A 21,688-nucleotide genomic window follows, 5' to 3' on the forward strand; every position below is an offset into this window, starting at 1 on the left:
GGAGATGAGATGGCCGCCGAGAGCTTGCTGTCGATCGCGCCGGAGGTCAGCGAGGCGCTTGCCAAGGGTCGTCCTGTCGTGGCGCTGGAATCGACGATCATCACCCATGGCATGCCGTTTCCGCAGAACCTCGTGATGGCCCGAGCGGTGGAGCAGGTCGTGCGCGACCATGGCGCGCTGCCGGCGACGATCGCCATGATGGATGGCCGGTTGATGGTCGGCCTGGACGCGGTGGCGCTGGAGCGGCTTGCGGCGGAAGGGCATTCGGCGGCGAAGGCGTCTCGGCGCGACATCGCGGCGCTTTTGCTTACGGGGCGGCTGGCGGGAACCACGGTCGCGGCGACGATGCATATCGCGGCGATGGCGGGGATTTCCGTCTTTGCAACTGGCGGGATTGGTGGGGTGCATCGCGGCGCTGAGGAGACTTTCGACGTCTCAGCGGATCTGGCGGCCCTCGGCTCGATTCCGGTGGCTGTTGTTTGCGCCGGGGCAAAGTCGATCCTCGATATCGGCAAGACGCTTGAGATGCTGGAGAGTCTTGGCGTTCCGGTGATCGGCTACGGCACGGATGAGTTTCCGGCGTTTTTCGCGCGGACGAGTGGCTATCCGGTCGATCACCGTCTCGATACGCCAGGCGAGGTCGCGGGGGTGATCGCGATGAACCGGCAGCTCGGAATGGGTGGCGGAATGGTGGTCGCCAATCCGATCCCGCACGGGCATGGCTTGGATGCGGCCGCAATCGAGGCGCGGATCGCCGAAGCGGTCGCACAGGCTGAGGCCTCGGGCGTCAATCGCAAGGCGCTGACGCCATTCCTGTTGCAGCGCATCTTCGAGCTTACCGATGGCAAGAGCCTCGAGGCGAATATCGCGCTCGTTAAGAACAACGCGGCGGTCGCGGCGGAGATAGCGGTCGCGCTGGTGGCGATCACGGCCGCTGAAGCTTCGGGTGCGGGCGGAGCGAGCTAGCGAATGGGCGCCCAAGGCGCTCCTTTTCCGCGGCGAGTTTTGGTCGTGGGGGATGTGATGACAGACGTCATCGTCAGGGCCGAAGGACCTTTGATCGTGGGTTCGGACCGGCGGGCGGCGATCCGTTCGATGCCGGGAGGTTCGGGCGCCAATCAGGCGGCGTGGCTAAATCATTTCGGTGTTGCGGTTAGCTTTGCCGGGAGAGTCGGCGAGGGTGATATCGCTGCCCAGCGGCTGGCGATGGAGGCGTTGGGAATTTCTCCGTTTCTAGGGGCCGATCCGGTGCGGCCGACTGGAACCCTGGTGGCTCTGGTGGACCCGACGGGTGAGCGCAGCTTCTTTACCGATCGCGGTGCGAATGACGGACTCTGCGTCGAGGACTTGCCTGATGCGCTACTCGATGGTGCCGATCTGCTGCAGGTCTCCGGCTATGCCTTGATCACACCCAGTCCCAGAAGCGCCGTTCTCAATCTTATGGCTCGGGCGCGGGCGCGCAGGGTTAAGGTGACGGTCGATCCTGGTTCAGTGTCTTTCATCGAGGAGGTGGGGGCCGCGAATTTTCTGAGCTGGACGCGAGGCGCTTCGATTTGCTTTCCCAACAGCGAGGAGGCCGCACTCCTCGCCGGCACGCCCGATCGGGAGGAGCAATTTGCGATCCTGGGCAAATACTACGAGCTGGTGGTCATCAAGCTTGGGAACGCGGGGGCGATTGCGGGAGGTCTGATGCGGGATCGCTGGGCTCAACCGGCGCCGACTGTCGAGGTTCTCGATACCACGGGCGCGGGGGATGCTTTTCTCGCCGGGTATCTCTCGGAACATCTCGGCGGTGGTGCGATCGAGCGCTGCCTGTCGCGTGGGGTCGAGGCAGGCGCTTCCGCGGCGGTGATCATGGGCGGCCAACCGGTTTCAGCACTCGGTGGTGGGCTTGGTGACGCGTCTGCGATAGCCTCGGCGCGGGAAATATGATTCGCTCGTTTCCTACCCGAGTGATGGCTCGCTGGCTTTGACATCCGCAGGAGCGCCGCCGCATGCAATCGACAATACCAGCCTCCGACGAAGCGCTGCTGGCGCATGGGCGGGAAACGGCGCGCGGAATCGGCCTCGACATTCCGGAAAGCTGCGCGCCGGGGGTTGTGATTAATCTCAAGACCCTCCAGCAGCATATCGATCGGCTCATGGCGCTTGACCTTTCGGAAAGCGTGGAGCCCGCGCCGGTGTTCCGGCCTTGAGCGCGGCTGTTCGCGATGCGGTGTCGGTGGCGAAGGCGGTGCGCGACGGAACGCTGCGCGCCGAGACGGTGGCGCGGGACGCTTTGGCCGAAATCGCGTCCCGCGATGCTGCGCTGAATTGCTTCACGGCGGTGCTCGAACAGCGCGCGCTCAAGGATGCGCGCGCGGTGGATGAGGCGGTCGCAGCGGGGCGTGATCCTGGTCCCTTGGCGGGCGTGCCATTCGCGGTGAAGAACCTTTTCGACGTCGCGGATCTCACGACGGTCGCCGGCTCCCTCATCCTGCGCGACCGGCCGCCGGCGACCTCGGATGGGGCATTGGTGCGCCAGATGCGGCAAGCGGGCGCGGTGCTCGTCGGCGCGACCAATATGGACGAGTTCGCCTATGGCTTCGTGACCGAGAACTCCCATGACGGGACGACGCACAATCCCCACGCGCTGGAGCATGTAGCGGGCGGATCATCGGGCGGATCAGCGGCGGCGGTGGCGGCAGGGCTGGTTCCGCTTTCGCTCGGCACGGACACCAATGGGTCGATCCGGGTGCCCGCGAGCTTTTGCGGCATTTTTGGTCTGAAGCCGACCTATGGTCGCCTGTCGCGGGCCGGAAGCTTCCCCTTTGTCGGCAGTTTCGACCATGTCGGCCCCTTCGCCCGGACGGTGGCCGATCTGTCGCTCTGCTACGACGCTTTGCAGACAGGCCACGATCCAGCTGACCCCGGCTCCGCCGACCGTCCGATCGAGCCGACCCTGGCGGAGCTTGAGTCCTCGATCGATGGCCTGCGGTGCAAGGTGCTAGGCGGCTGGTTCATGTCTGGCGCTTCGGCGGAGATGCTGGCGGCGCTTGGCCGTGTGGCGGAAGCGCTCGGCGCCGCCAGGGAGGTCGAGCTGTCGGGCGCGGAGACGGCACGATCGGCGGCGTTCGTGATAACGGCGAGTGAAGGCGGCAACCTGCATCTTCCCGATCTGCGCCGCCGGCCAGACGACTTTGACCCGGCGACACGTGACCGTCTGATGGCGGGCACGCTGGTTCCGGCGACGGCGGTGCTGCAGGCCCAGCGCTTTCGGAGCCTGTTCCGCGCTCAGGTCGCGGCGATCTTCGAGGAGACCGATATTCTGTTGGCGCCGGCGACGCCGTTCTCGGCCCCACGGATCGGGCAGGCAATGATGGTGCTGAACGGCGTCGAGATACCGGCGCGGCCGAATATCGGCCTCTATACGCAGCCGCTGAGTTTCATCGGCCTGCCGATCGTCACGGTGCCTGTCGTGACTGAAGGCTTGCCGCTGGGCGTGCAGGTCATCGCGCCGCCTTGGCGGGAGGGTTTGGCGCTACGGGTCGCGCACAACCTGGAGCGCGCCGGGGTGGTTCGCGCCAAATGACCGAGGGGGAAATGAAGATCAACGATCCCGAGACGCTCGCGGCGGTGACGGCGGCCTGTGATCAGTACGAAGCGGCCCTGATGGCGAACGATCTCGCGACCCTCGACGCGCTGTTCTGGGATTCGCCGATGACCCTTCGCTATGGAGTTGGTGAGAATCTCTATGGCACGGCGGAGATTCAGGCGTTCCGGCGAGGCCGGGTTGGCGGCTCGCCGCCGCGCAAGGTGCTGAGGCGCGAGATCGCCTGTTACGGCGATGCTTTTGCCACCTGCAATCTCGAGTTCCGGCGGGCGGGCAGCACTCAAGTAGGCCGCCAGAGTCAGAGCTGGATCCTCACTGCGGGCGGCTGGAAGATTACCGCGGCTCATGTGTCGCTGATGACTGAGTCGCGCTGACTTCGCTACGCCATGCAGGTCGATTGTGCCCGGATGCTGGGCGCGAGACGCCGGAACCCGGACCGCGCCTGCGATCTAGAGCTTGCCCAGCCACCGGCCGCGCCGCATTCTCGGCCGCAGCAATTCATCGCAAGGGCGGGTTCCATCGCATGAGAGTTGATCGTCACCTTGGATGCCCCGACTGTGGCTGATTATAATCTCGTCGTGCGGGGAGGCACGGTCGTCACTGCCTCAGACGCTTATCGCGCCGATGTCGGCATCATCGGCGAACGCATCGCGGCGGTTGGGGAAAACCTTCAAGGCGAGCGGTCGGTCGATGCCGGCGGGCTGCTGGTGATGCCGGGCGGCGTGGATACCCATTGCCACATCGCGCAGCTAAGGCCCGAGGGCGGCACGGATGAGGAGAGCTTCACCACCGGCAGCGCGGCTGCACTTCTTGGTGGCACGACCACGGCTATCTCCTTCTCTACGCAGTTCAAGGGCCAGCCGATCCGCGACACGCTCAACGAGTACCGGGAACTCGCGCGGGCATCGGCCATCGACTACAGTTTCCACCAGATCATTTCGGACCCGACCGATGAGGTTCTCGCGGAAATTCCCGGTCTGGTCGAGGCGGGTATCCGCAGCCTGAAGGTCTTTCTGACTTACGACACGGTGCATCTTGACGATCGACAGTATCTACAGGTGCTGTCCGTAGCGCGCCGCACGGGCGCGCTGGTCACGGTGCATTGCGAGAATTACGACGCGATCGACTGGCGCGCTCGCGCGCTGTTGGCGGACGGCCGTACCGCGCCGAAGTATCACGCCTGGTCGAGGCCAGAGATTGTGGAGCGCGAAGCGACTTATCGCGCCATCGCTTTGGCCGAGCTGGTCGATCAGCCGATCCAGATTTTCCATGTCTCCTCCGCAGGGGTCGCGAAGGAAATCGCGCGCGCGCAGGCCCGTGGCGTGAAGGTTTGGGCCGAGACCTGCCCGCAATACCTCACGCTGACGGCCGCCGATATGGACCGCCCTGGCTTCGAGGGGGCGAAATACATGTGCAGCCCGTCTCCGCGTGATGTTCAGGCGCAGGAGGGCCTGTGGGATACCATTCGTCGCGGCACGATCGACGTGGTTTCCTCGGACCATAGTGGCTTTTCGTATCACGGTGATCTCGGCAAACGCAGCAATGGCGAGGACGCGCCTTTCACCAATATCCCCAATGGGCTTCCAGGCTTGGCAACGCGGCTGCCCTTGTTGTTCAGCGAGGGTGTTGCGAAGGGGCGCATCGATGTGACGGATTTCGTGCGGCTCGTCGCGAGCCAGCCGGCACGGATCTTTGGCCTAACGCGCAAGGGGCGCATCGCACCGGGCGCCGATGCCGATATCCTGCTCTGGGATCCGACGCGTAAAGTCAAGATCACCAACGATAAGCTCGGCCATGCCATTGACCACACGCCCTATGAGGGGATGGAGGTCACTGGCTGGGCCGAAGCGGTATTTCTGCGCGGTCAGCTTGCGATGCAATCCGGCAAGGTCGTGGCGGCGCCGGGCAGCGGCAAGTTCCTCGCGCGCGATGCCTATGATCTCATCAAGCCGACCGGCCGGCTGGCGGATGGCTTCGATGCGGCGGCGATGGCGGTCGGCCCGTCGGGGAAGCGGCTTGTATGAGCTTGATCCGCATCACGGCTGGCGATTTCAGTTTCGTCGCGCGTTTCGAGGAGACGGCGGCGCCTAAGACCGTCGCTGCGTTTCGCGGCATGCTGCCCTATCGGGAATCCCTCATCCATGTTCGCTGGAGCGGCGAGGCGTGCTGGATTCCGATGGGCGATTATGATCTCGGCCTCGGGCCGGAGAATGCGACGAGCTATCCCGCGCCGGGTCATGTGATTCTCTATCCCGGCGGCGTGAGCGAGACGGAGATTTTGATTGCCTATGGTCCTTGCTGCTTCGCCAGCAAAGCCGGGCAGCTTGCGGGCAACCACTTCCTGACCATTCCGGATGGGCTTGAGGATCTCGCCAGCTTGGGGCGGCTTACTCTGCGGAAGGGCGCGCAGCCGATTACCTTCGCCGTTGCGGAGGGCTGAACGGACGGTGCAGGACGCGCGGGTCGCGGAGATTGGCGCGGCGCTGATGGCGCGGCTCGATGCGCTTGCACGGTTCACGGACGAACCCGGTCGGCTGACGCGCTTCTACCTTACTCCCGCTCATCGAGCCGCGGCCGATCAATTGCGCGGCTGGATGGAAGAGGCGGGGCTGACAAGCGAGATCGACGCGATCGGCAATGTCGTTGGCCGCGCGGGAGTGGTTTCGGATCGGCCGCTCCTGATCCTCGGTTCCCATATCGACACGGTTCGCGATGCCGGCCGCTACGATGGCGCGCTTGGTGTGCTGGGCGCGATCGCCGCCGTCGAGGAGTTGCGGCGGCGCGGTGCGGCGCTGCCGTTCGACGTCGAGGTCATTGCCTTTGGCGATGAGGAGGGCGCCCGTTTCCCGGCTACGCTCTCAGGCTCGCGCGCTGTCGCGGGTAGCTTCGATCTGGCGACGCTCGATGTTGTCGATGCTGAAGGTGTCAGCCTGCGACAGGCGCTGGAGGCGTTCGGCTGCGATCCGGCCGACATTCGGGCTCTCTCGCGACGGGGGCGGCGTGTGGTCGGCTACCTCGAATTGCATATCGAGCAGGGGCCGGTGCTGGAGGCCGAGGGCCTGCCTGTGGGTGTCGTCACCGCCATCGCTGGCGCCGTGCGCGTGACCGCAACATTGCGAGGGGTAGCGGGTCATGCGGGCACCGTGCCGATGGCGATGCGGCGTGACGCGTTGACTGCCGCCGCCGAGTTGGTGCTGGCGGTGGAAGAAGCGGCTCAGGTGAATGGCGGCGGTCTGGTCGCGACTGTTGGGCAACTGACCCTGCGTCCTGGGGCCTCAAACAGCATTCCGGGCGAGGTTGTGCTGAGTATCGACCTGCGGGCTGAACGCGATCACGTGCGGGACGCGGCGCTGCACCTTATCGAGACGGCGGCTCGCGCCATTGCCGCGACGCGCCAAGTCATGGTCGAATTGCGCGCAACCTATGAAGCACCGGCTGTCCAGTGCGATGCGGGTTTGCAAGCGATCTTGGCCAGAGCCGTCACGGCCTTTGGCTTGCCGGTGTGTCATTTGCAGAGCGGTGCGGGGCATGATGCTTTGGTGATGGGTCCGCTGGGCCGCATTGGCATGCTCTTCACGCGGTGTCGCGGGGGTGTGAGCCATACGCCTGCGGAGAGCATCACGTTGGAGGATGCGGGCGTCTCGGTGATGGTGCTTTGCTCCGCGATCGAGATGCTGGCGGACGACGAATCGTTTTGGGTTGAGCCCGAAAGTCCGCACGGCGGGGGCGCATCACATGTCTCGTAGTCTACGGCCTGATCCCAATCGTCACGGGAACTATTCTCCGACGTTATCCTCGGCCTTCGCCGAGCATGACGGGTCATCCGCAAAGCTGGTCAGCATCTTTGGTTCTTCGTGCGCTCAATGCTCGCGGCGGTACCAGAATGTGTGGGGTACCCGCGCCATCCCGGCGCGTTCATAGAAGCCCACAGCCTCGGGCACGGAAATGAGGATCAGGGTGACAGCGGGGCCGAGTTGCCGCCGCGCTTCGTCCAGCAGCCCCTTGCCGATGCCCAAGCCTTGCGCCGAAGGGGCGATCGCCAATTCCGAAAGGTAGCAGCACCAGGCGAAATCGGTGATGCAGCGGGCGACGCCCACCAAGGCATTGCCGGGTTCGTCCACCCGCGCCGTGAGGATCATGTCAGCGGCGGTCAGCATCGCGGCCAATCGAGGCTCATCCCCAACCGGGCGTGTCGATCCCAGCCCAGATTCGACCAGGAGGCGGCGAAACTCGAATATGGTCAGGCCGGGCTCGCGGGCGTAGATTACGCGGCGGTGTTCAGTCACGGCTGGCCTCGCCCCACGACGCATTCGATCTGCCCATGCGGCTCGTCCGTCGGGATAAACACCGCATTGTCGGCTGTCATGCCGAAGGGTGCCAGATTTACGGGCAAATAGTGCTTGTTGGGACAGGCCATGCTGATGGTCGCAAGCTCAGGGACCTCGGCCAGCGCGGCCTCGCCCATGCGATAGAGGCTATCCTGCACGCTATGGCTATAGGTTGTGCCGAAGACCTGCAGCATTGTCGCGAGAATACGCGCGTTCGCGTCGTCATAGCTCTCTGGGGCGGCGGACCAGGACCAGTGCGCGTCCATCGCCGTCGCGCAAAGCCGGTCGCTCGTATCCGGTAGCGTCGTATAGGCGTCGCGGTGGAAATCGGCCCAGCCGGATTGCGTGGACTTCATGAAGGTATAGCCTTCGATGCCGGAGCGAATGGTCGTGCCGTCCTGTGTCATGGCGACTTCGGCGAACGGCTTGCCGTTGGCGTCGAGCACAAAGTTGTGGTCATGCGGCTGGCCCGCGAAAGAGGCCCGGCGCCACTTGGTTTCGTGCATCGTGACCGTCGCCCGCTCCACCTGCGGATAGAGGTCCAGGAAGCGCATCGCGAGTTTTTGGCCGAAGATCTCGGCCTCCGCGTCCAGCGCCTCGCGGGCGACGACATAGGTGAGGTTCTTCACGGTGTCGGTCGCGATCGAGAGGCGGTTGTCGGCTTCGGTGTAGGAGGGGCCGAAGTCACCCTCCAGCATCGCCTGTACGGAAAGCTCGCGAACGCCGTGATGGGGGCCATCGCGATGCACGCGCATCACCCGCACGCGGCTTTTGCCGTAGGTGTTCCGGATCATGGTCATGCGGCGGTCTTCCTTTCGCGATGGTCTCGGTTGATGCCGGGCGCGGGTTGGGCGATGGTCCTGGTATGACCGGAATGAAGATCACGCTCGATACAGTCAATACACTCGACGAGAGCGCCTTTACCGAGCGCTTCGGGCGGGTCTTCGAGCACTCACCCTGGATCGCGCTAGGCGCCTGGCAGGCAAGGCCCTTTGCGAGCCTCGATGCCTTGCAAGCCGCGATGATGGCTGTCCTTGCCGCCGCCGGAACCGAAGCCGAGGTGGCACTACTGCGGGCACATCCGGAACTCGCGAAGCCAGCGAAGCTGACGGCGGCTTCGGCCTCCGAGCAAGCAGCGGCAGGGTTGGATCGGCTGGCGGGTGACCGGGCCACGGAGTTCATGGCGCTCAATCGCGCTTATCGGGACCGTTTCGGTTTTCCCTTCATCATCGCCGTGCGCGGCCAGCGTGATCCAGAGGCAATCGAGGCGGCACTGCGCCAACGCCTTACGCAGTCGCCTGAAAGCGAACACGTGACGGCACTTCGCGAGGTCGCGCGCATTGCGCGGTTCCGGCTGGAGGACATCGTGAATGACTGACTCTCGGCGTCGTCTTACCGTGCATGTACTCGATATGGCGCGAGGGCTACCCGCTGCCGGCATGGCGCTGAATCTCAACCGCGACGGCGAAGTCCTTGCGCGGCGCGTGACCAATGCCGATGGCCGATGTGATAGTCCGCTGCTGGAGGGTGACGCTCTGCGCGACGGCATATACGAGATCACCTTCCATGTGGCGGCGTGGAGCGGTGATGAGGCGGGCTTCTACGATCGCATCACCCTGCGGTTCCGCGTCGATGAGGGCACCACACATCTGCATATTCCGCTTCTGCTCTCGCCTTTCGGCTATACGACGTATCGCGGAAGCTAGAAGACAAAGGGTCAGATGGCGCGCGCGAGGCGTCTTTTGCGCAGCACCGCCATGGTTGTCAGCGCCGCCACGATGATGAGGGCGGAGAAGCCGGTGGTGAGCGTTCCGAGTGCATAGATCACGGGTGTGGTGACATTCGCGGTCATCGCGAAGACCTCCAGCGGCAGCGTGTTTGAGTCTCCCGCCGTCATCATGGTGCGTGGAAATTCGTCGTAGGACAGAGAAAAACCGAAGAGCGCGATGCCGACGACGCCGGGAAGAATGATTGGCAGGACAACGTGCTGGAAACTGCGCCAGGGGCCAGCGCCGAGATCCCGCGCGGCCTCTTCCCAGGATTTGTTGAAGCGGTTGAAGACGGCGAACATGATGAGCAGGCCAAAGGGCAGGGTCCAGGTCAATTGCGCGCCAAAAGCCGAGCTATACCAGGCGGGATCGACGCCGAGCTGGCTGAAGAACAAGCCGATGCCGAGGCTCACGAGAAGTGACGGCACGATAAGGCTCGCGATCACCAGGTAGAACAGCAAGGTCGCGCCGCGAAAGCGCCGGCGGAAAGCCATGCCGCCGGCAACGGCGAGCACGACATTGGCGACCATCACCATCAGCGCGAGCATGATGGAGCGCGTGACCGCGCCGCCGAAATCGCCCACCATTTGCTGCTGAAACAGCGCATGGAACCAGTGCAGCGAGACGCCGTTCATCGGGAAGGTGAGGCCGCCATTCGGTCCCTGGAAGGACAGAATTACGATGGTTGCGACAGGCCCGTACAGGAACAGCACGAAGACGGCAAAAAGCACCGCCAGGAGATAAAAGGCGAGGCCGCGTCTTTCCCCGCCCATCTCAGAGTTCCTTGCGAATATCGATGACGCGGAGGATCAGGAACACCATCAGCAGCACGATCGCGAGTAGGATGACGGAATTCGCCGCCGCCGCCGGGTATTGCAGCAGCGAAATCTCGTTCTGGATCATGATGCCGACCGAGGCGCTTTGGCCGCCACCCATGATGCTGACACTCACGAAATCGCCCATGACGAGGGTGATGACGAAAATTGTGCCGATACCGATGCCGCTTTTCGAGAGTGGAAGGATCACGTTGAGGATGGTTCGCCAGAAGCCGGCACCATTATCCCGCGCCGCTTCGATGAGCGTGCGATCGATCCGCATCATTGAGTTGAAAATGGGTGTGATCATGAAAAGCGTGTCGAGATGCACGAACGCCAGGATGATCGCGAATTTGCTGTAGAGGAGAAAGGTCAGCGGCTGATGGATGACATGCAGGTGCAGCAGCAGCGTGTTGACGATGCCATTGCGGCCGAGTGCCGGGATCCAGGAGATCGTCCGGATGATATTCGAGGTCAGGAAGGGCACCGAGCACAGCAGGAACAGCGCCATTTGCCATGTCGTGCTGCGGACCTCGAAGGCGAGAAAGTAAGCGATCCAGAAGCCCAGAGAAACCGCGATGACCCAGGTGATGACAGCATATTCGATGGTGACACCGAAGGTCTTCCACGTAACGACCGAGGTCAGCGCGTCCTGGTAGTTCTGGAGCACGAAGCTCCAGAGAATTTGCACCGAATTGTAATCGAGGAAGCTCACCACAATCAGCATGGCGATGGGCACCACCAGGAAGATCGTGAGCACGATTGCCATGGGGCCCGCCAGTAGCCACGCACCGAGAGCGTTGTCGCCCTCGGTGCGGCGGCGCAGGCGGCCGGAGGATTGTGTCGTCGTGCTCACGCGCGAGGCTCAGGCAACCGAGAACTCGTTCCATTTCTGGATCAGGTAGCGGTCCTGATCCATAACCGAGTTCCAGCAAGCGATATGGCCGATTCGGTCGTAATAGGATCCGCCGTCGCGGACATCTCCGGTCTTGGCGATCTGCTGGCCCTGCGGGCTCATGATCGGCGCGGTGGCTGGCTTGCCCTCCATCCAATAACCCCATTCGCCCGGGGACATATATTTTTGAGCGGTGGTCAGAACCGCTGAGTAATAACCCTGGCGGTTGAGGTAGGCGCCGGTCCAGCCCGAGAGATACCAGTTGATATATTCGTAGGCAGCATCGCGCTCCAATCCCGTGAGGTGCTTGGCGATGCCGAGGCCACCGCCCCAGCCGCGATAACCTTCTGCCAGCGGCTGGAAGACGCAGGGAATGCCCTTGGAACGAACGGCGGTCACCGCCGGCGACCACATCGATTGGATCACCACCTCGCCCGAGGACATGAGATCGACGCTTTCCTCGAAGCTTTTCCAGAAAGCGCGGAACTGGCCGGATTTCTTCTGCTCGATGAGAAAGGCGATGGTCTTGTCGATTTCGGGCTTCGTCATATTGCCCTTATCGCCGTATTTCATCATTCCCAGGCTCTCGATGGTCATCGCCGCATCCATGATGCCGATCGAGGGGATGTTGATGATCGCGGCTTTGCCCTTGAAGGCGGGGTCGACGAGTTCCTTCCAATGCGTGATCGGCTTGCCGACGAGATCCGGCCGGATGCCAAGCGTATCGGCGTTGTAGATGGTGGGGATGAGCGTCATCCACTCGGTGGGAGCGGGCGCGAATTTGCGTGAAGTCGCGCCTTCGACATAGCTCACGCGACAGGGCGCGGTGCCCTGGCCGACCGAGGCGGTGGGCGTGACCTTGCCGGTCTTGAAGAGTGGCACGATCTCGTCGTAATATTTGATTTTCTTGACGTCGAGCGGCTGCAACACGCCGGTCGGGAAGACCTTCTTCACCGTGAAATACTCGATATCCGCGATGTCGTAGCTATGCGGCTGAGTGACGGCGCGTTGGGCCGCGGCGTCGGTATCCATCGCCGTCATCGACAGCGTGATGCCGGTGTCCTTCTTGCAGCGATCGGCGATGGCGTTGAGGTTGGAAACGCCGGTACCGAATTGGCGCAGCGTGATGTTCTTGATGTTTTGCGCCCAGATCGTCGGGAAGCCTGTGATCGCGCTGGAACCCAGGGCGGCGCCCGCAACGGCCGCAGTGCTCTTGAGCAGCGCGCGGCGCGGCAGTGTGGATTTTGTCGTCATACCGTCTCCTGTTGGTTTGTTCTTGATCAGGCTTGCAAGCGGTGCGAGTCCCGCGGCGCCCAGGCGAGGCGCGCGGCATTTCCGACGGAGAAGGGCTCCGCGAAGAACTTGTCATCGGGAAGCACGGCCACGATTTCCGCGCCGGCCGCTGTGGTCAGCGCGACCTTTACGGTGGCGCCGAGGTATTCGATGGACGAGACCTCGCCTAGAAGCCCGTCATTCGCTGTCATCGGCAGCAGGCGGCAGCGATCGGAACGCACAGCGATGGTGTTGCCGTCATGTTCAATGACGTTGTGGCCGCCCATGAACCGGGCAATGAAAGCGGTGGCCGGGGCGTCGAAGATCTCGCGGGGCGGCCCGGATTGCACGATGCGGCCGTGGTCCATGACGACCACGAGATCGGCCAGCGCCAGGGCCTCTTCTTGGCTATGCGTGACATGGATGAAACTGATGCCGAATTCCCGCTGCAACCGTTTCAGCTCGTCGCGCATATGGCCACGCAGGAACGGATCGAGCGCTGAGAGCGGCTCGTCCAATAGCAATACCTTCGGCCGCGTGATGAGTGCCCGGGCCAGCGCCACGCGCTGCTGCTGGCCGCCCGAGAGTTGGGCGGGCAGGCGGGTCGCATAGGCATCCATGCGGACCATTTCGAGCAAGGCGCGCGCCCGCTCGCGGCGTTCGGCCTTGCCGACGCGGCGCATCTTGAGGCCGAAGGCGACGTTGTCGAGGCAATTCAGATGGGGAAACAGGGCGTAGCTCTGGAACATCATGGCGGTGCCGCGCTTGACGGGCGGCAGGTCACCCACATTCGCGCCGCCGATAATGACGTCCCCGACGCTGATGATTTCGTGCCCGGCGATCATTCGCAGCGTGCTGGTCTTGCCGCAGCCCGACGGGCCGAGCAGGCAGCAATAGGTGCCGCCCGGGATCTTGAGCGAGACGTCCGACACGGCGGCCGTCACGCCATAGCGTTTGGTGACGGATATGAGTTCGACGTCCGAGGCGGACTGCATGAATAGGCGTTTCCCGGTTCCGGATCATTGTGTTCGGCTCGGCGAAGCAAGCGGCAGCTAGTTTGCGATGCAAACACCGTGCCATGTCCGGGTGGAGGCCGGTTTGCAGGCGGTTTGGCCAGCCGCGAGGGCGGCCGGTGCCTACTCCCTGTTCCGGTGAGCTAGAGGGAGATTAAGCCCAGCATCCCCCGAGGTTTTGCTGCCCGCGGTGCGCCTCAGCGGTCTGGGGAGGCTCCGCATGTGGATCGGCCGGTCGGGTCGCAATTCGGCGATGCCGATCGCGGCGGAGGCGCGACGAACGGCGCCGTTAAGATGCGCGCACCGCATAGTGATGCAAACGAAACGGCTGCTTTCAAACTTCAGTGTATATGTCTCACCGCTCTGGCACGTAGCGTCACCGTGCCTGTCCGTGAGAACTTAGATATTGAGGTCACGGCGTCGGAGCTGGCGGCGAGTCGCTATGTTGCCCGCATCCGGGTTGGCGATCTCATAGGTGAGCATTGTAGAATTTGCCGAGGTTTCAAGCATGCCAACCAGAGATGTTGCGGTCGATTTCCCGAAATCCCGTGGACTAAGTCACATTCATGCAAGCGCTTCCAGCAGAGGCATGAACGCCGCTATCCCGGCGGATGCAGTCAGCGTAAAGGTCGCAAGCCTTGGCATTACCTCTTTGGCGGATTCACTTGTGGATACCGTCATCCACACCCTGCCGAGGCCAGGCGACCAGGGGACGCGGGAGCGGCCGCTCAACGAATCTCGCGAGAGCGCCGTGGCCGTCGTGGTGGCGGTACTGGAGAGGCTCGGCGGGACAACACGGAAGAAGGGTCTCCTACCGTTTCATCATGCCGTTTCTCAGCAGTTGCTGCAGATGGCGGGTGATTTGGCGGAACGCAAATAGCAAAAACGGGCTCCCTCAAGGAGCCCGCTGCGGCGGCGGCATCCTGCGCAGAAAGGCGGCGGCTACGAAATAGCCGCCGCCTTTGCTACATCATCGACCCCGTTACCATTGAATCTGAGAGCCAACTCCAAGCAACTGGGATTGCACGTAGTTGTGGTCGGTGCCGGCGTCACCTGTCGCGAAGTCAAATCCGCTCTGCTTGCGCCAGCCGTACAGATAGTCGACGAAGAGGTTCACGCCAGGCACCAAGGTATAGGTTCCGCCTGCCGCGACACCGGTATTTTGCTGCTGGCCGCTGGTCAGGCCATTTGCGTTGATCGTTGCGGTGCTGCCGGCATCGATCCCGCCGGGTAGATCGCCTGTCGTGTTGAAGCGGAAGAAGCTCGCGCCGAACACGGCCGGTCCCAGGGTGTATTGGGCGCCGGCAAGCCAGCCGGCCGCGTTACTGCCACCCTGAGGTTCAAGCTGGAAGGTATCGCCATCGACCTGATTGAATGCGCCATAGACGGAGTTGCCACCGATGGTGAGGCCAGCGTAGCTCAGCGTCAAACCTCCGGAGACGATATTAAGATTGTGGTAGTTGGTCGCCGTCGTGAAAGGCTGAGCGGCACCCGTAAAGTTGGCTTGGCCGGCCGATATGTAGTCCACACCAGCCTGGATGCCGACCGGACCGAATGTCTTCGTGTATTGTGCGCCGACATCGATCAGGTTGCGCGGCTGACCACCGACGATCGGCGTTGGTGAAGAGGTTACGACGGGGCCGACGTTCTCTGGCACATGATTGGGCTCGAAGCCGACACCGAATTGGAAGCCTTCGATACTGGGCGACAAGTAGACGATCTTGTTCGTGGTCTGGCTGAAGGCGGCGCCACTATCCGGGAAGGGATAGACCGGGTTGGCGGGGCCGGGAACGAGTCCCTCAATGTCGCCGTTCCAGCCACCATCATTGAAGCCTTCGAAGGTGCCGGTTTCGAAAATCACGGTCGGCCCGTTTTCCTGACCGAAGCTAACCTGACCGAGTTGCGGCAAACCAAGGTAGCCATAGGCCTGGAAGACGTAGAGCGTCTCGTTGTTGGCGCTTGTACTGGCGCCATTATTCGCGCCGTTGATGCGGATTTCAGCCGCGGCGCCGTAATGCAGGCCGTTGGCGGCAACGCCGTCGAAACCAGGATAAAGGCGCATATAGCCAAGGAACCCTGTCGTGCTCGTCTTGGTGCCGTCAGGAAGGCTATCGACTGACGACCCCTCGACGCCAGCATACCAATTGACACGCCCGTTCAACCGAACCGTGACAGTGCCGGGAGCCGCGCTTTCCGACGTGCTCTGCGCCAAGGCTGGGTTGAGGCTTGCAATGCCGGCAACACCGCTGACGGCAGCAGCGCAGGCCAAAAGTAATCTACGCATCGAGACCTCCTCGTTCCGCCGCAATTGATGTTCGCCACGAGCCGTCAAGGCTCCTCAACACGACTCGGCATAACGAGTTGATTAAGGCCGCTATCGCTTAGTCGCTTCACGCAACCGGGAGCAACAACACGAGCGGAATAGATTATGTTAGAAATGTGTATGAATGGTGCCGTTCAATATTTCGCGAGGACCGACCGTTTTGGCTTGTCTGGTATCTCTGGAAAGCATGTGTCCCAGACGGGAATGGATGCAAACTATTGTCAGGCTCCAGAAATAATCGGTTACGATTACTCTGTTAACGTGCTCAACGGATAGAGATTTCCCGTTGAAGGCGCAGGATAAAATCGAACAGGAAAAGCGTCGCTATGGCTGATGCTGTCTCCCTCGCCGGATGGCGATGGTTGCGATGCTACGATGCTGGTCTCGGAGACTATGCGTGCGATTTATGCGGAGCTGAGATTGGGGGCATTCTTCACCACGTGCGACATGACGATTATCCGGATGGCCTGTTAGTTGGTCCAAAGTGCGGCAGGATTGTGCTGGGCACGGAGGATGCGGATCTCGCTGAGGCGTCGGAGCGGGTTGCTCAAGAGCGAGCTTCCCGCCGGCGTCTGGTCAGAAATGAGCACATTAAAAAGCTTGCTTGGTCGTTCACGCTCAACGGGCACGAGACCGCGAAGCTTGGATCGACAAGGGTCGTCATCAGCCAGTCCGCGTCACGGGCCTGGGCCATAGCCGTGATTCAAGAACCGTCAGGCACCCTGACGATCCCGCGCGAAACCTATGATGCGAGAGAAGATGCCATGACGGCGGGGGCCATTCTTCTCGTCGACAAATGGATGTCTCACGAATATGGCGATCAGGGTGGCGCGGTCGCCAGTCTCCGGACCAAGATGAGTCATCTCGAACATATGCCGTCCGCCGATCGAGGCGTAGACGCCACAGGTTGGGCTTAATCCCTAGGCTCGGCGTTTAGCAGGCGTGGCGATGGCGCGGGCTGCCACGTGAATTCCGAACCTATGCCCGCCTCTCAGACCCACACTGTTCGACTGAACGGTCGATTGGAGTCGGGAGTGCGTCCGGAGCGACCGCTGCGGGCGCTTCACGCCGCGTGGCTCTGGCGGCTAGGATGCAGCAGACGCGAACCGACGAGGGGACGACCATGGGTTTACCCGGCATTCCTGGTCTGCGGGGCACAGACCACATCGGCTTTACCGTCCCCGATCTTGAGGAGGCGGTCGCCTTCTTTCGCGATGTCATCGGCTGCGAGGTGTTCTACTCGCTTGGCCCGCAAGGGGATGCCAAGGGCACCCGGATGCGCGACAAGCTCGGGGTCGATCCGCGGGCGCGCATCCGAGACATCCGTCTGGTGCGGTGTAAAAACGGGGCTAACTTCGAGATCTTCCAGTATGAGGTGGACGATCAAAGCCGAACCCAACCCCGGAATAGCGACATAGGCGGCCACCATCTCGCCTTCTACGTCGACGATATCGTCTCGGCCACCGCCTATCTGCGCGAGAAAGGCGTGCGCACCCTGGACGAGCCAGAATTCAAGACCGAAGGACCGAGTGGCGGCGAAGCCTGGGTTTATTTCCTTTCGCCCTGGGGAATGCAGATGGAGTTGGTGAGCTTTCCCCGGGGAAAGCGCTACGAGGCGGACTTCTCCGGCCGGCTCTGGGACCCGCGAGCCGATTGACGCCAGGGTAAACGATCGGGCCTCAAGATCCGCTGCTGCTGCGGCTTCTCGGCCCCAGGGCGCATCATCGCTTGTCGATGCGCCTGCCACGTGAACTAATCATGGCCGCCACCCGTAGCTCCGGAGCGATTGGACGGGGCGCGTTCAGTTCAGGAGGTTTGGTCATGCCTGGAAGGCCGCCCCGCATACCGAGTGATCCGAGGCAGTACCAGGAGGCGCTTTCGACCTTGGAGAATGAGGGAGGTGCCCTGTCCCACCCCATGCCTCAAACGGCGAGCCTGGGGGAGACCAAGGCCGAGACCTTGCCGCTCACGAATGTCGAACTGGTGCAACTTCGGATCCGGGTGATCGCGCTGGAGAATCTTGTGATCACTTTGCTTGCCGAAGCATCCGACCGCCAGCTCGCTCTTGCGCGCGAGATGGCGGCCTATATTTCGCCGAGGCCTGGGTTCACCCATCACCCCCTGACGATCACGGCCGCCGCGCATATGGTCGGCATGGTCGAGCGCGTTTCCCGTTTTCGCGGCGGCGAGTCAACGTAGCGGCGACGATACCAGCTCCGCGAGGTAGGCCCCGGCTTCTTTCCAATCGGCTTCACCGGCGGATAGCCCGATATAGCAATCAGGCCGGACGATGAGGATGAGTTTCGGGTCCGGTGGTATCCGAACCGTGGCTTCCAGTAAGTCGGGATAACGCTCGGTTAGCGCCGCACCCTTTTCCCTATCGGCGGCGAACAAGACAAAGCGTGGAGTGTCGCCGGTGCCGGGCGCCGGCCCATCATAGACTGCTGGGTCGAGCCGAGAGCCCGCTGCGAATTCGTTCCCCGCATGCCACGTTTTCGTGGAAAGCGGACTATTCTCGTAGGCAATCTCGATTTCCGTCATCGTCACGGCAAGCTTGTCCCGGACGCCGTGGAACCCGAATACGAAGCGCAGCACGGCGTTGCGGATAGCTTGAGCCGCGGGGTTATGAAGCGTCGCCATTTCGGTCAGACGGGTTGCATTACGCAGTACCATCTCACCCACCGCATTGCGCTCGGGGCTGTAGCTGTTGAGCAGGGCAGGGGACGCGGCCCCTTTCATCACCATTGCGAGCTTCCAGGATAGGTTGATCGCGTCTTGCATTCCCGTGTTCATGCCCTGGCCGCCAGCGGGGCTGTGGATATGCGCGGCGTCGCCTGCCAGGAATATGCGTCCTTGACTGTAGTGGGTGACCTTCCGCTCGTTGACGAGGAAGTTGGAAAGCCAGACGGGATCGAAGGCCCGAAAGCCGCCGCCGGCGCGCTGGTCGCAGAGACGCTGGATATCCTCGAGCGTCGGGTCTGGCCTTGGGTGGCGGGGGTCCGACTTGCCGACTGTCGCCACAACGCGGGCGCGGCCGCCTGGGATCGGGAAAATTGTGAGGACACCGTCGCGGTGCAGGTAGACGGCGATCTCGTCAGTGGGTGGGGAGCCGGGCCCGTCGAGACGAACGTCGCCGAGGACCCAGTCGTCGCCCTGAGGCTGCCCGCTAAATGCGATGCCTGCGCCGTGTCGGACGGCGCTGTGAGCACCATCGCAGCCGATCAGCCACGACACCTTAACGGTCTCATCGCTTCCGTCCGCATGTCGGACATGGGCTTCGACCGCGCTTGCCTCTTCCGAAAATCCGACCAGTTCCAGCTCGCGCTCGACCTCGACGCCGAGGGTGGCGAGATGCGCGCCCATTAGCCGCTCGGTATCCCGCTGCGGAATCATCAGGGCATAATTGTAGTGGCTGGCGACATCATCGAGACGCGTTTGTCCGAGCAAGCTTCCGCCGCTGCGGATTGAGGCGCCGTGGGCTCGAAAACCCGCTTCCAGGAAGTGCGGCGTGCATCCCATGCGGTCGATCAATTCGAGCGTTCTGCTCCACAGGACCAGCGCCTTCGAGGTCTCGGTGGGGTGGGATGCCTTGTCGATGATCCTGACCCCGACGCCGTAGCGGGCAAGCTCCGCCGCCATGGTAAGGCCGACCGGTCCGGCGCCAACGACGAGAACGTCAGCCATTTAATGTCTCCCCTTTTAAATTCAGCAATCGGGGCAGAGGTATTAGGTGGAGGCACCCAAGCGGCAACCTCCACCAGATCCGACTGCAAGTGTCACACGAGAACTGGCCGAAGAGGGAAAATCAATCGATCTGGTTATCGTTAGTAGTCGAATCTGCGGCGCAGATCGGTGGGCTCAGCTTTTGAGGAACGCCAGTAGATCGGCGTTGATCGTTTCCGCTTCGGTCGTGGGCATGCCATGCGGGAAGCCCTTATAGGTCTTCAGCGTTCCGTTCTTCAGAAGTTTGGCGGTCAAAGGCCCCGCCGCGGCATAAGGCACGATCTGGTCGTCCTCGCTGTGCATAACCAATACCGGGATGGTGATCTTCTTGAGATCTTCGGTGAAATCGGTCTGGGAAAAGGCGACGATGCCATCATAATGCGCCTTGGCTCCGCCGGTCATGCCTTGGCGCCACCAATTCTGGACGACGGCCTCAGAGGTCTTCGCGCCCGGCCGGTTGTAGCCGTAGAAAGGCCCTACCGGCAGATCACGATAGAATTGGGAGCGATTGGCGGCGAGTTGTGCCTGCAGGCCGTCAAACACTTCCTTCGGCAGGCCGAGTGGACTGGCCGGCGTCTTTACCATCAGCGGGGGCACGGCGCTGATGAGCGCTGCCTTGACCGTCCGGCTTTCACCGTGCCGTCCCAGATAGCGCGCCACCTCGCCGCCGCCGGTGGAATGGCCGACATGGATGGCGTTCTTCAGATCAAGATGGGTCGTCAGTGCCGCCAGATCATCGGCGTAGTGGTCCATATCGTGGCCGTCAGCGGTTTGGGTCGAGCGACCATGGCCGCGGCGATCATGGGCGATGACGCGATAGCCTTGATGCAGGAAAAACAGCAGCTGGGCGTCCCAATCATCGGCCGATAGCGGCCAGCCATGACTGAACACGATCGGCTGGCCCGAACCCCAGTCCTTGTAGAAGATTTCCGTGCCGTCCTTAGTGGTGATGCTGGGCATGTGAACTCCTGTCAAAGCATGGTTGCCGTAGAAACTAGAGCACGTTGGAGCGATCGTCGCCGATGACTTTCTCGCAGCGATTTTCTCGTAAGCGTAAAGCGTGCTTTCGCGGTCGCCCGCGCGAGCGGTTTGCTCAGGCGGCAAGCGGCGCGTTTTTGTCGAGAATCCGGAGGATTTCGTCACGGCTTTGATCGGGCACTTCAAGTAGCGCTCGCTGGATACCCGCATCACGATAGGCGGCAAGTGTCGCCGGGTCACTCGGTGCGCGAAATACCGTGGTCGACAATGTCGAGAAATCTCGGTCGGCCGCTAGTGCAGCTTTGCGTAGGCGCTCGACGGCTTTGTGCGGATCGAAATCGTCCCCAGCGCGCGGAAACCAGCCATCGCAGTATTCTACAATTCGCTTCAGCGTGTGATCGGTTTCCCCGCCCAGAAGGATTGGTGGATGCGGGCGCTGCTGCGGTTTTGGGTAACTCCAGATTGGATCGAAGTTCACCATCTCGCCGTGATAGGATGCCTCTTCCTGTGTCCATATCGCCTTCATGGCGAGAACGCGTTCCCGCATGAGCTTGAAGCGCGTGTCGTAGCGGGCGCCATGATTCTCCATCTCGTCGACATTCCAGCCGCCACCAATTCCAAAGATGAAGCGCCCATTGGAAAACCGGTCGAGGCTGGCTATGGTTTTGGCAAGGACGATAGGGTCGTGCTGCGGCACCAAACAGACGCCGGTGCCGAGTAGGAGCTTCGTAGTGGCGGCCGCGGCAAAAGACAGGGCGATAAATGGATCATGCGTATGTATGTAGCGCTTGGGAATATCTCCGCCGCCAGGGAACGGCGTGCGGCGGCTGACCGGAATGTGTGTATGCTCGCATAGGAACAAAGATTCGTAGCCGCGTATTTCGAGCGCCTGCGCCAACTCTATTATATCGATACCGTAATCGGTGGGGAAATAGAAAACACCGACGCGCATCGTGGTTTCCTCCTTGTGAGAAGCCTCA

General features: G+C 62.4%; 23 protein-coding genes. 13 read left to right on the top strand and 10 right to left on the bottom strand.

Annotation, left to right across the window (positions count from 1 at the left end; translation table 11 throughout):
* The first annotated feature begins 9 nt into the window (after nt 1-9).
* From GSQ92_RS21065 to GSQ92_RS21100, 8 genes are all read left to right on the top strand, one after another.
* Nucleotides 10-966: a pseudouridine-5'-phosphate glycosidase gene (locus tag GSQ92_RS21065; RefSeq protein ID WP_158804373.1), complete on the top strand. Its 957-nt coding sequence runs from the start codon at nt 10-12 to the stop codon at nt 964-966.
* A 3-nt stretch (nt 967-969) separates the two neighbouring features.
* Nucleotides 970-1,932 carry a carbohydrate kinase family protein gene (locus tag GSQ92_RS21070; protein WP_158804372.1) on the top strand — a complete coding sequence of 321 codons (963 nt, stop codon included), beginning with the start codon at nt 970-972 and terminating at the stop codon, nt 1,930-1,932.
* A 62-nt stretch (nt 1,933-1,994) separates the two neighbouring features.
* The gene (locus GSQ92_RS21075; RefSeq protein ID WP_158804371.1) at nt 1,995-2,195 is read left to right on the top strand and encodes a DUF4089 domain-containing protein; all 201 of its coding nucleotides are present in this window, start codon (nt 1,995-1,997) and stop codon (nt 2,193-2,195) included.
* A complete protein-coding gene (locus GSQ92_RS21080) occupies nt 2,192-3,571 on the top strand; it encodes an AtzE family amidohydrolase (RefSeq protein ID WP_158804370.1) in 1,380 nt (459 codons plus the stop codon). The genes GSQ92_RS21075 and GSQ92_RS21080 overlap by 4 nt, the downstream gene beginning before the upstream one ends.
* 11 nt (nt 3,572-3,582) lie before the next feature.
* Complete coding sequence (gene hpxZ / locus GSQ92_RS21085; RefSeq protein ID WP_158804369.1) at nt 3,583-3,966, top strand: oxalurate catabolism protein HpxZ; 384 nt, start codon at nt 3,583-3,585, stop codon at nt 3,964-3,966.
* Between the two features lie 183 nt (nt 3,967-4,149).
* Nucleotides 4,150-5,616: a dihydropyrimidinase gene (gene hydA / locus GSQ92_RS21090; RefSeq protein WP_158804368.1), complete on the top strand. Its 1,467-nt coding sequence runs from the start codon at nt 4,150-4,152 to the stop codon at nt 5,614-5,616.
* The gene (locus tag GSQ92_RS21095; RefSeq protein WP_158804367.1) at nt 5,613-6,032 is read left to right on the top strand and encodes a DUF3830 family protein; all 420 of its coding nucleotides are present in this window, start codon (nt 5,613-5,615) and stop codon (nt 6,030-6,032) included. Before hydA ends, GSQ92_RS21095 begins: the two co-directional genes overlap by 4 nt.
* Nucleotides 6,033-6,039: 7 nt before the next feature.
* A complete protein-coding gene (locus tag GSQ92_RS21100) occupies nt 6,040-7,338 on the top strand; it encodes an allantoate amidohydrolase (RefSeq protein ID WP_254065778.1) in 1,299 nt (432 codons plus the stop codon).
* 114 nt (nt 7,339-7,452) lie between these two features.
* Here the strand turns inward: GSQ92_RS21100 and GSQ92_RS21105 are convergent, their stop codons facing one another.
* A complete protein-coding gene (locus GSQ92_RS21105; RefSeq protein WP_158804365.1) occupies nt 7,453-7,878 on the bottom strand; it encodes a GNAT family N-acetyltransferase in 426 nt (141 codons plus the stop codon).
* The gene (gene pucL / locus GSQ92_RS21110) at nt 7,875-8,720 is read right to left on the bottom strand and encodes a factor-independent urate hydroxylase (protein ID WP_158804364.1); all 846 of its coding nucleotides are present in this window, start codon (nt 8,718-8,720) and stop codon (nt 7,875-7,877) included. The genes GSQ92_RS21105 and pucL overlap by 4 nt, the downstream gene beginning before the upstream one ends.
* 65 nt (nt 8,721-8,785) lie before the next feature.
* Between pucL and uraD the strand changes: the two genes are divergently transcribed.
* Both uraD and uraH read left to right on the top strand, forming a co-directional pair.
* On the top strand, nt 8,786-9,298 hold the full coding sequence (gene uraD, locus GSQ92_RS21115) for a 2-oxo-4-hydroxy-4-carboxy-5-ureidoimidazoline decarboxylase (RefSeq protein WP_254066647.1): 513 nt from the start codon (nt 8,786-8,788) through the stop codon (nt 9,296-9,298).
* Nucleotides 9,291-9,626, top strand: a complete 336-nt coding sequence (gene uraH / locus GSQ92_RS21120; RefSeq protein ID WP_159013889.1) for a hydroxyisourate hydrolase — start codon at nt 9,291-9,293, stop codon at nt 9,624-9,626. Before uraD ends, uraH begins: the two co-directional genes overlap by 8 nt.
* Before the next feature lie 11 nt (nt 9,627-9,637).
* Here uraH and GSQ92_RS21125 read toward each other — a convergent pair whose 3' ends face one another.
* Genes GSQ92_RS21125 through GSQ92_RS21140 form a run of 4 tightly spaced genes read right to left on the bottom strand, consistent with a single transcriptional unit; the run spans nt 9,638 to nt 13,666 of the window.
* Nucleotides 9,638-10,462: an ABC transporter permease gene (locus GSQ92_RS21125; protein WP_159013890.1), complete on the bottom strand. Its 825-nt coding sequence runs from the start codon at nt 10,460-10,462 to the stop codon at nt 9,638-9,640.
* 1 nt (nt 10,463) lies between these two features.
* Entirely contained in the window at nt 10,464-11,360 is an 897-nt protein-coding gene (locus GSQ92_RS21130) for an ABC transporter permease (protein ID WP_254065518.1), read from the bottom strand.
* 9 nt (nt 11,361-11,369) lie between these two features.
* Nucleotides 11,370-12,653: a PotD/PotF family extracellular solute-binding protein gene (locus tag GSQ92_RS21135; RefSeq protein WP_159013891.1), complete on the bottom strand. Its 1,284-nt coding sequence runs from the start codon at nt 12,651-12,653 to the stop codon at nt 11,370-11,372.
* Nucleotides 12,654-12,679: 26 nt separating this feature from the next.
* Entirely contained in the window at nt 12,680-13,666 is a 987-nt protein-coding gene (locus GSQ92_RS21140; RefSeq protein ID WP_159013892.1) for an ABC transporter ATP-binding protein, read from the bottom strand.
* A 607-nt stretch (nt 13,667-14,273) separates the two neighbouring features.
* Here GSQ92_RS21140 and GSQ92_RS21145 point away from each other — a divergent pair.
* A complete protein-coding gene (locus GSQ92_RS21145; RefSeq protein WP_158801947.1) occupies nt 14,274-14,564 on the top strand; it encodes a hypothetical protein in 291 nt (96 codons plus the stop codon).
* Between the two features lie 102 nt (nt 14,565-14,666).
* Here the strand turns inward: GSQ92_RS21145 and GSQ92_RS21150 are convergent, their stop codons facing one another.
* Nucleotides 14,667-15,968: a porin gene (locus GSQ92_RS21150; protein WP_158801946.1), complete on the bottom strand. Its 1,302-nt coding sequence runs from the start codon at nt 15,966-15,968 to the stop codon at nt 14,667-14,669.
* 1,129 nt (nt 15,969-17,097) lie between these two features.
* Between GSQ92_RS21150 and GSQ92_RS21155 the strand changes: the two genes are divergently transcribed.
* Nucleotides 17,098-17,664, top strand: coding sequence for a VOC family protein (locus GSQ92_RS21155; protein WP_254065516.1), 567 nt, complete (start codon nt 17,098-17,100; stop codon nt 17,662-17,664).
* Nucleotides 17,665-17,828: 164 nt separating this feature from the next.
* Nucleotides 17,829-18,206: a hypothetical protein gene (locus tag GSQ92_RS21160; RefSeq protein ID WP_158801945.1), complete on the top strand. Its 378-nt coding sequence runs from the start codon at nt 17,829-17,831 to the stop codon at nt 18,204-18,206.
* Here GSQ92_RS21160 and GSQ92_RS21165 read toward each other — a convergent pair.
* The 3 genes from GSQ92_RS21165 to GSQ92_RS21175 form a co-directional block, all read right to left on the bottom strand.
* Complete coding sequence (locus tag GSQ92_RS21165) at nt 18,198-19,691, bottom strand: FAD-dependent monooxygenase (protein WP_158801944.1); 1,494 nt, start codon at nt 19,689-19,691, stop codon at nt 18,198-18,200. The two genes, GSQ92_RS21160 and GSQ92_RS21165, sit on opposite strands and share 9 nt — an antisense overlap.
* 174 nt (nt 19,692-19,865) lie before the next feature.
* Nucleotides 19,866-20,690, bottom strand: a complete 825-nt coding sequence (locus GSQ92_RS21170; protein ID WP_158801943.1) for an alpha/beta fold hydrolase — start codon at nt 20,688-20,690, stop codon at nt 19,866-19,868.
* A gap of 133 nt (nt 20,691-20,823) precedes the next feature.
* Nucleotides 20,824-21,660, bottom strand: a complete 837-nt coding sequence (locus GSQ92_RS21175) for an LLM class F420-dependent oxidoreductase (RefSeq protein ID WP_158801942.1) — start codon at nt 21,658-21,660, stop codon at nt 20,824-20,826.
* Nucleotides 21,661-21,688: the final 28 nt, after the last annotated feature.

Source organism: Acidisoma sp. S159, from assembly GCF_009766125.1.
GTDB lineage: Bacteria > Pseudomonadota > Alphaproteobacteria > Acetobacterales > Acetobacteraceae > Acidisoma.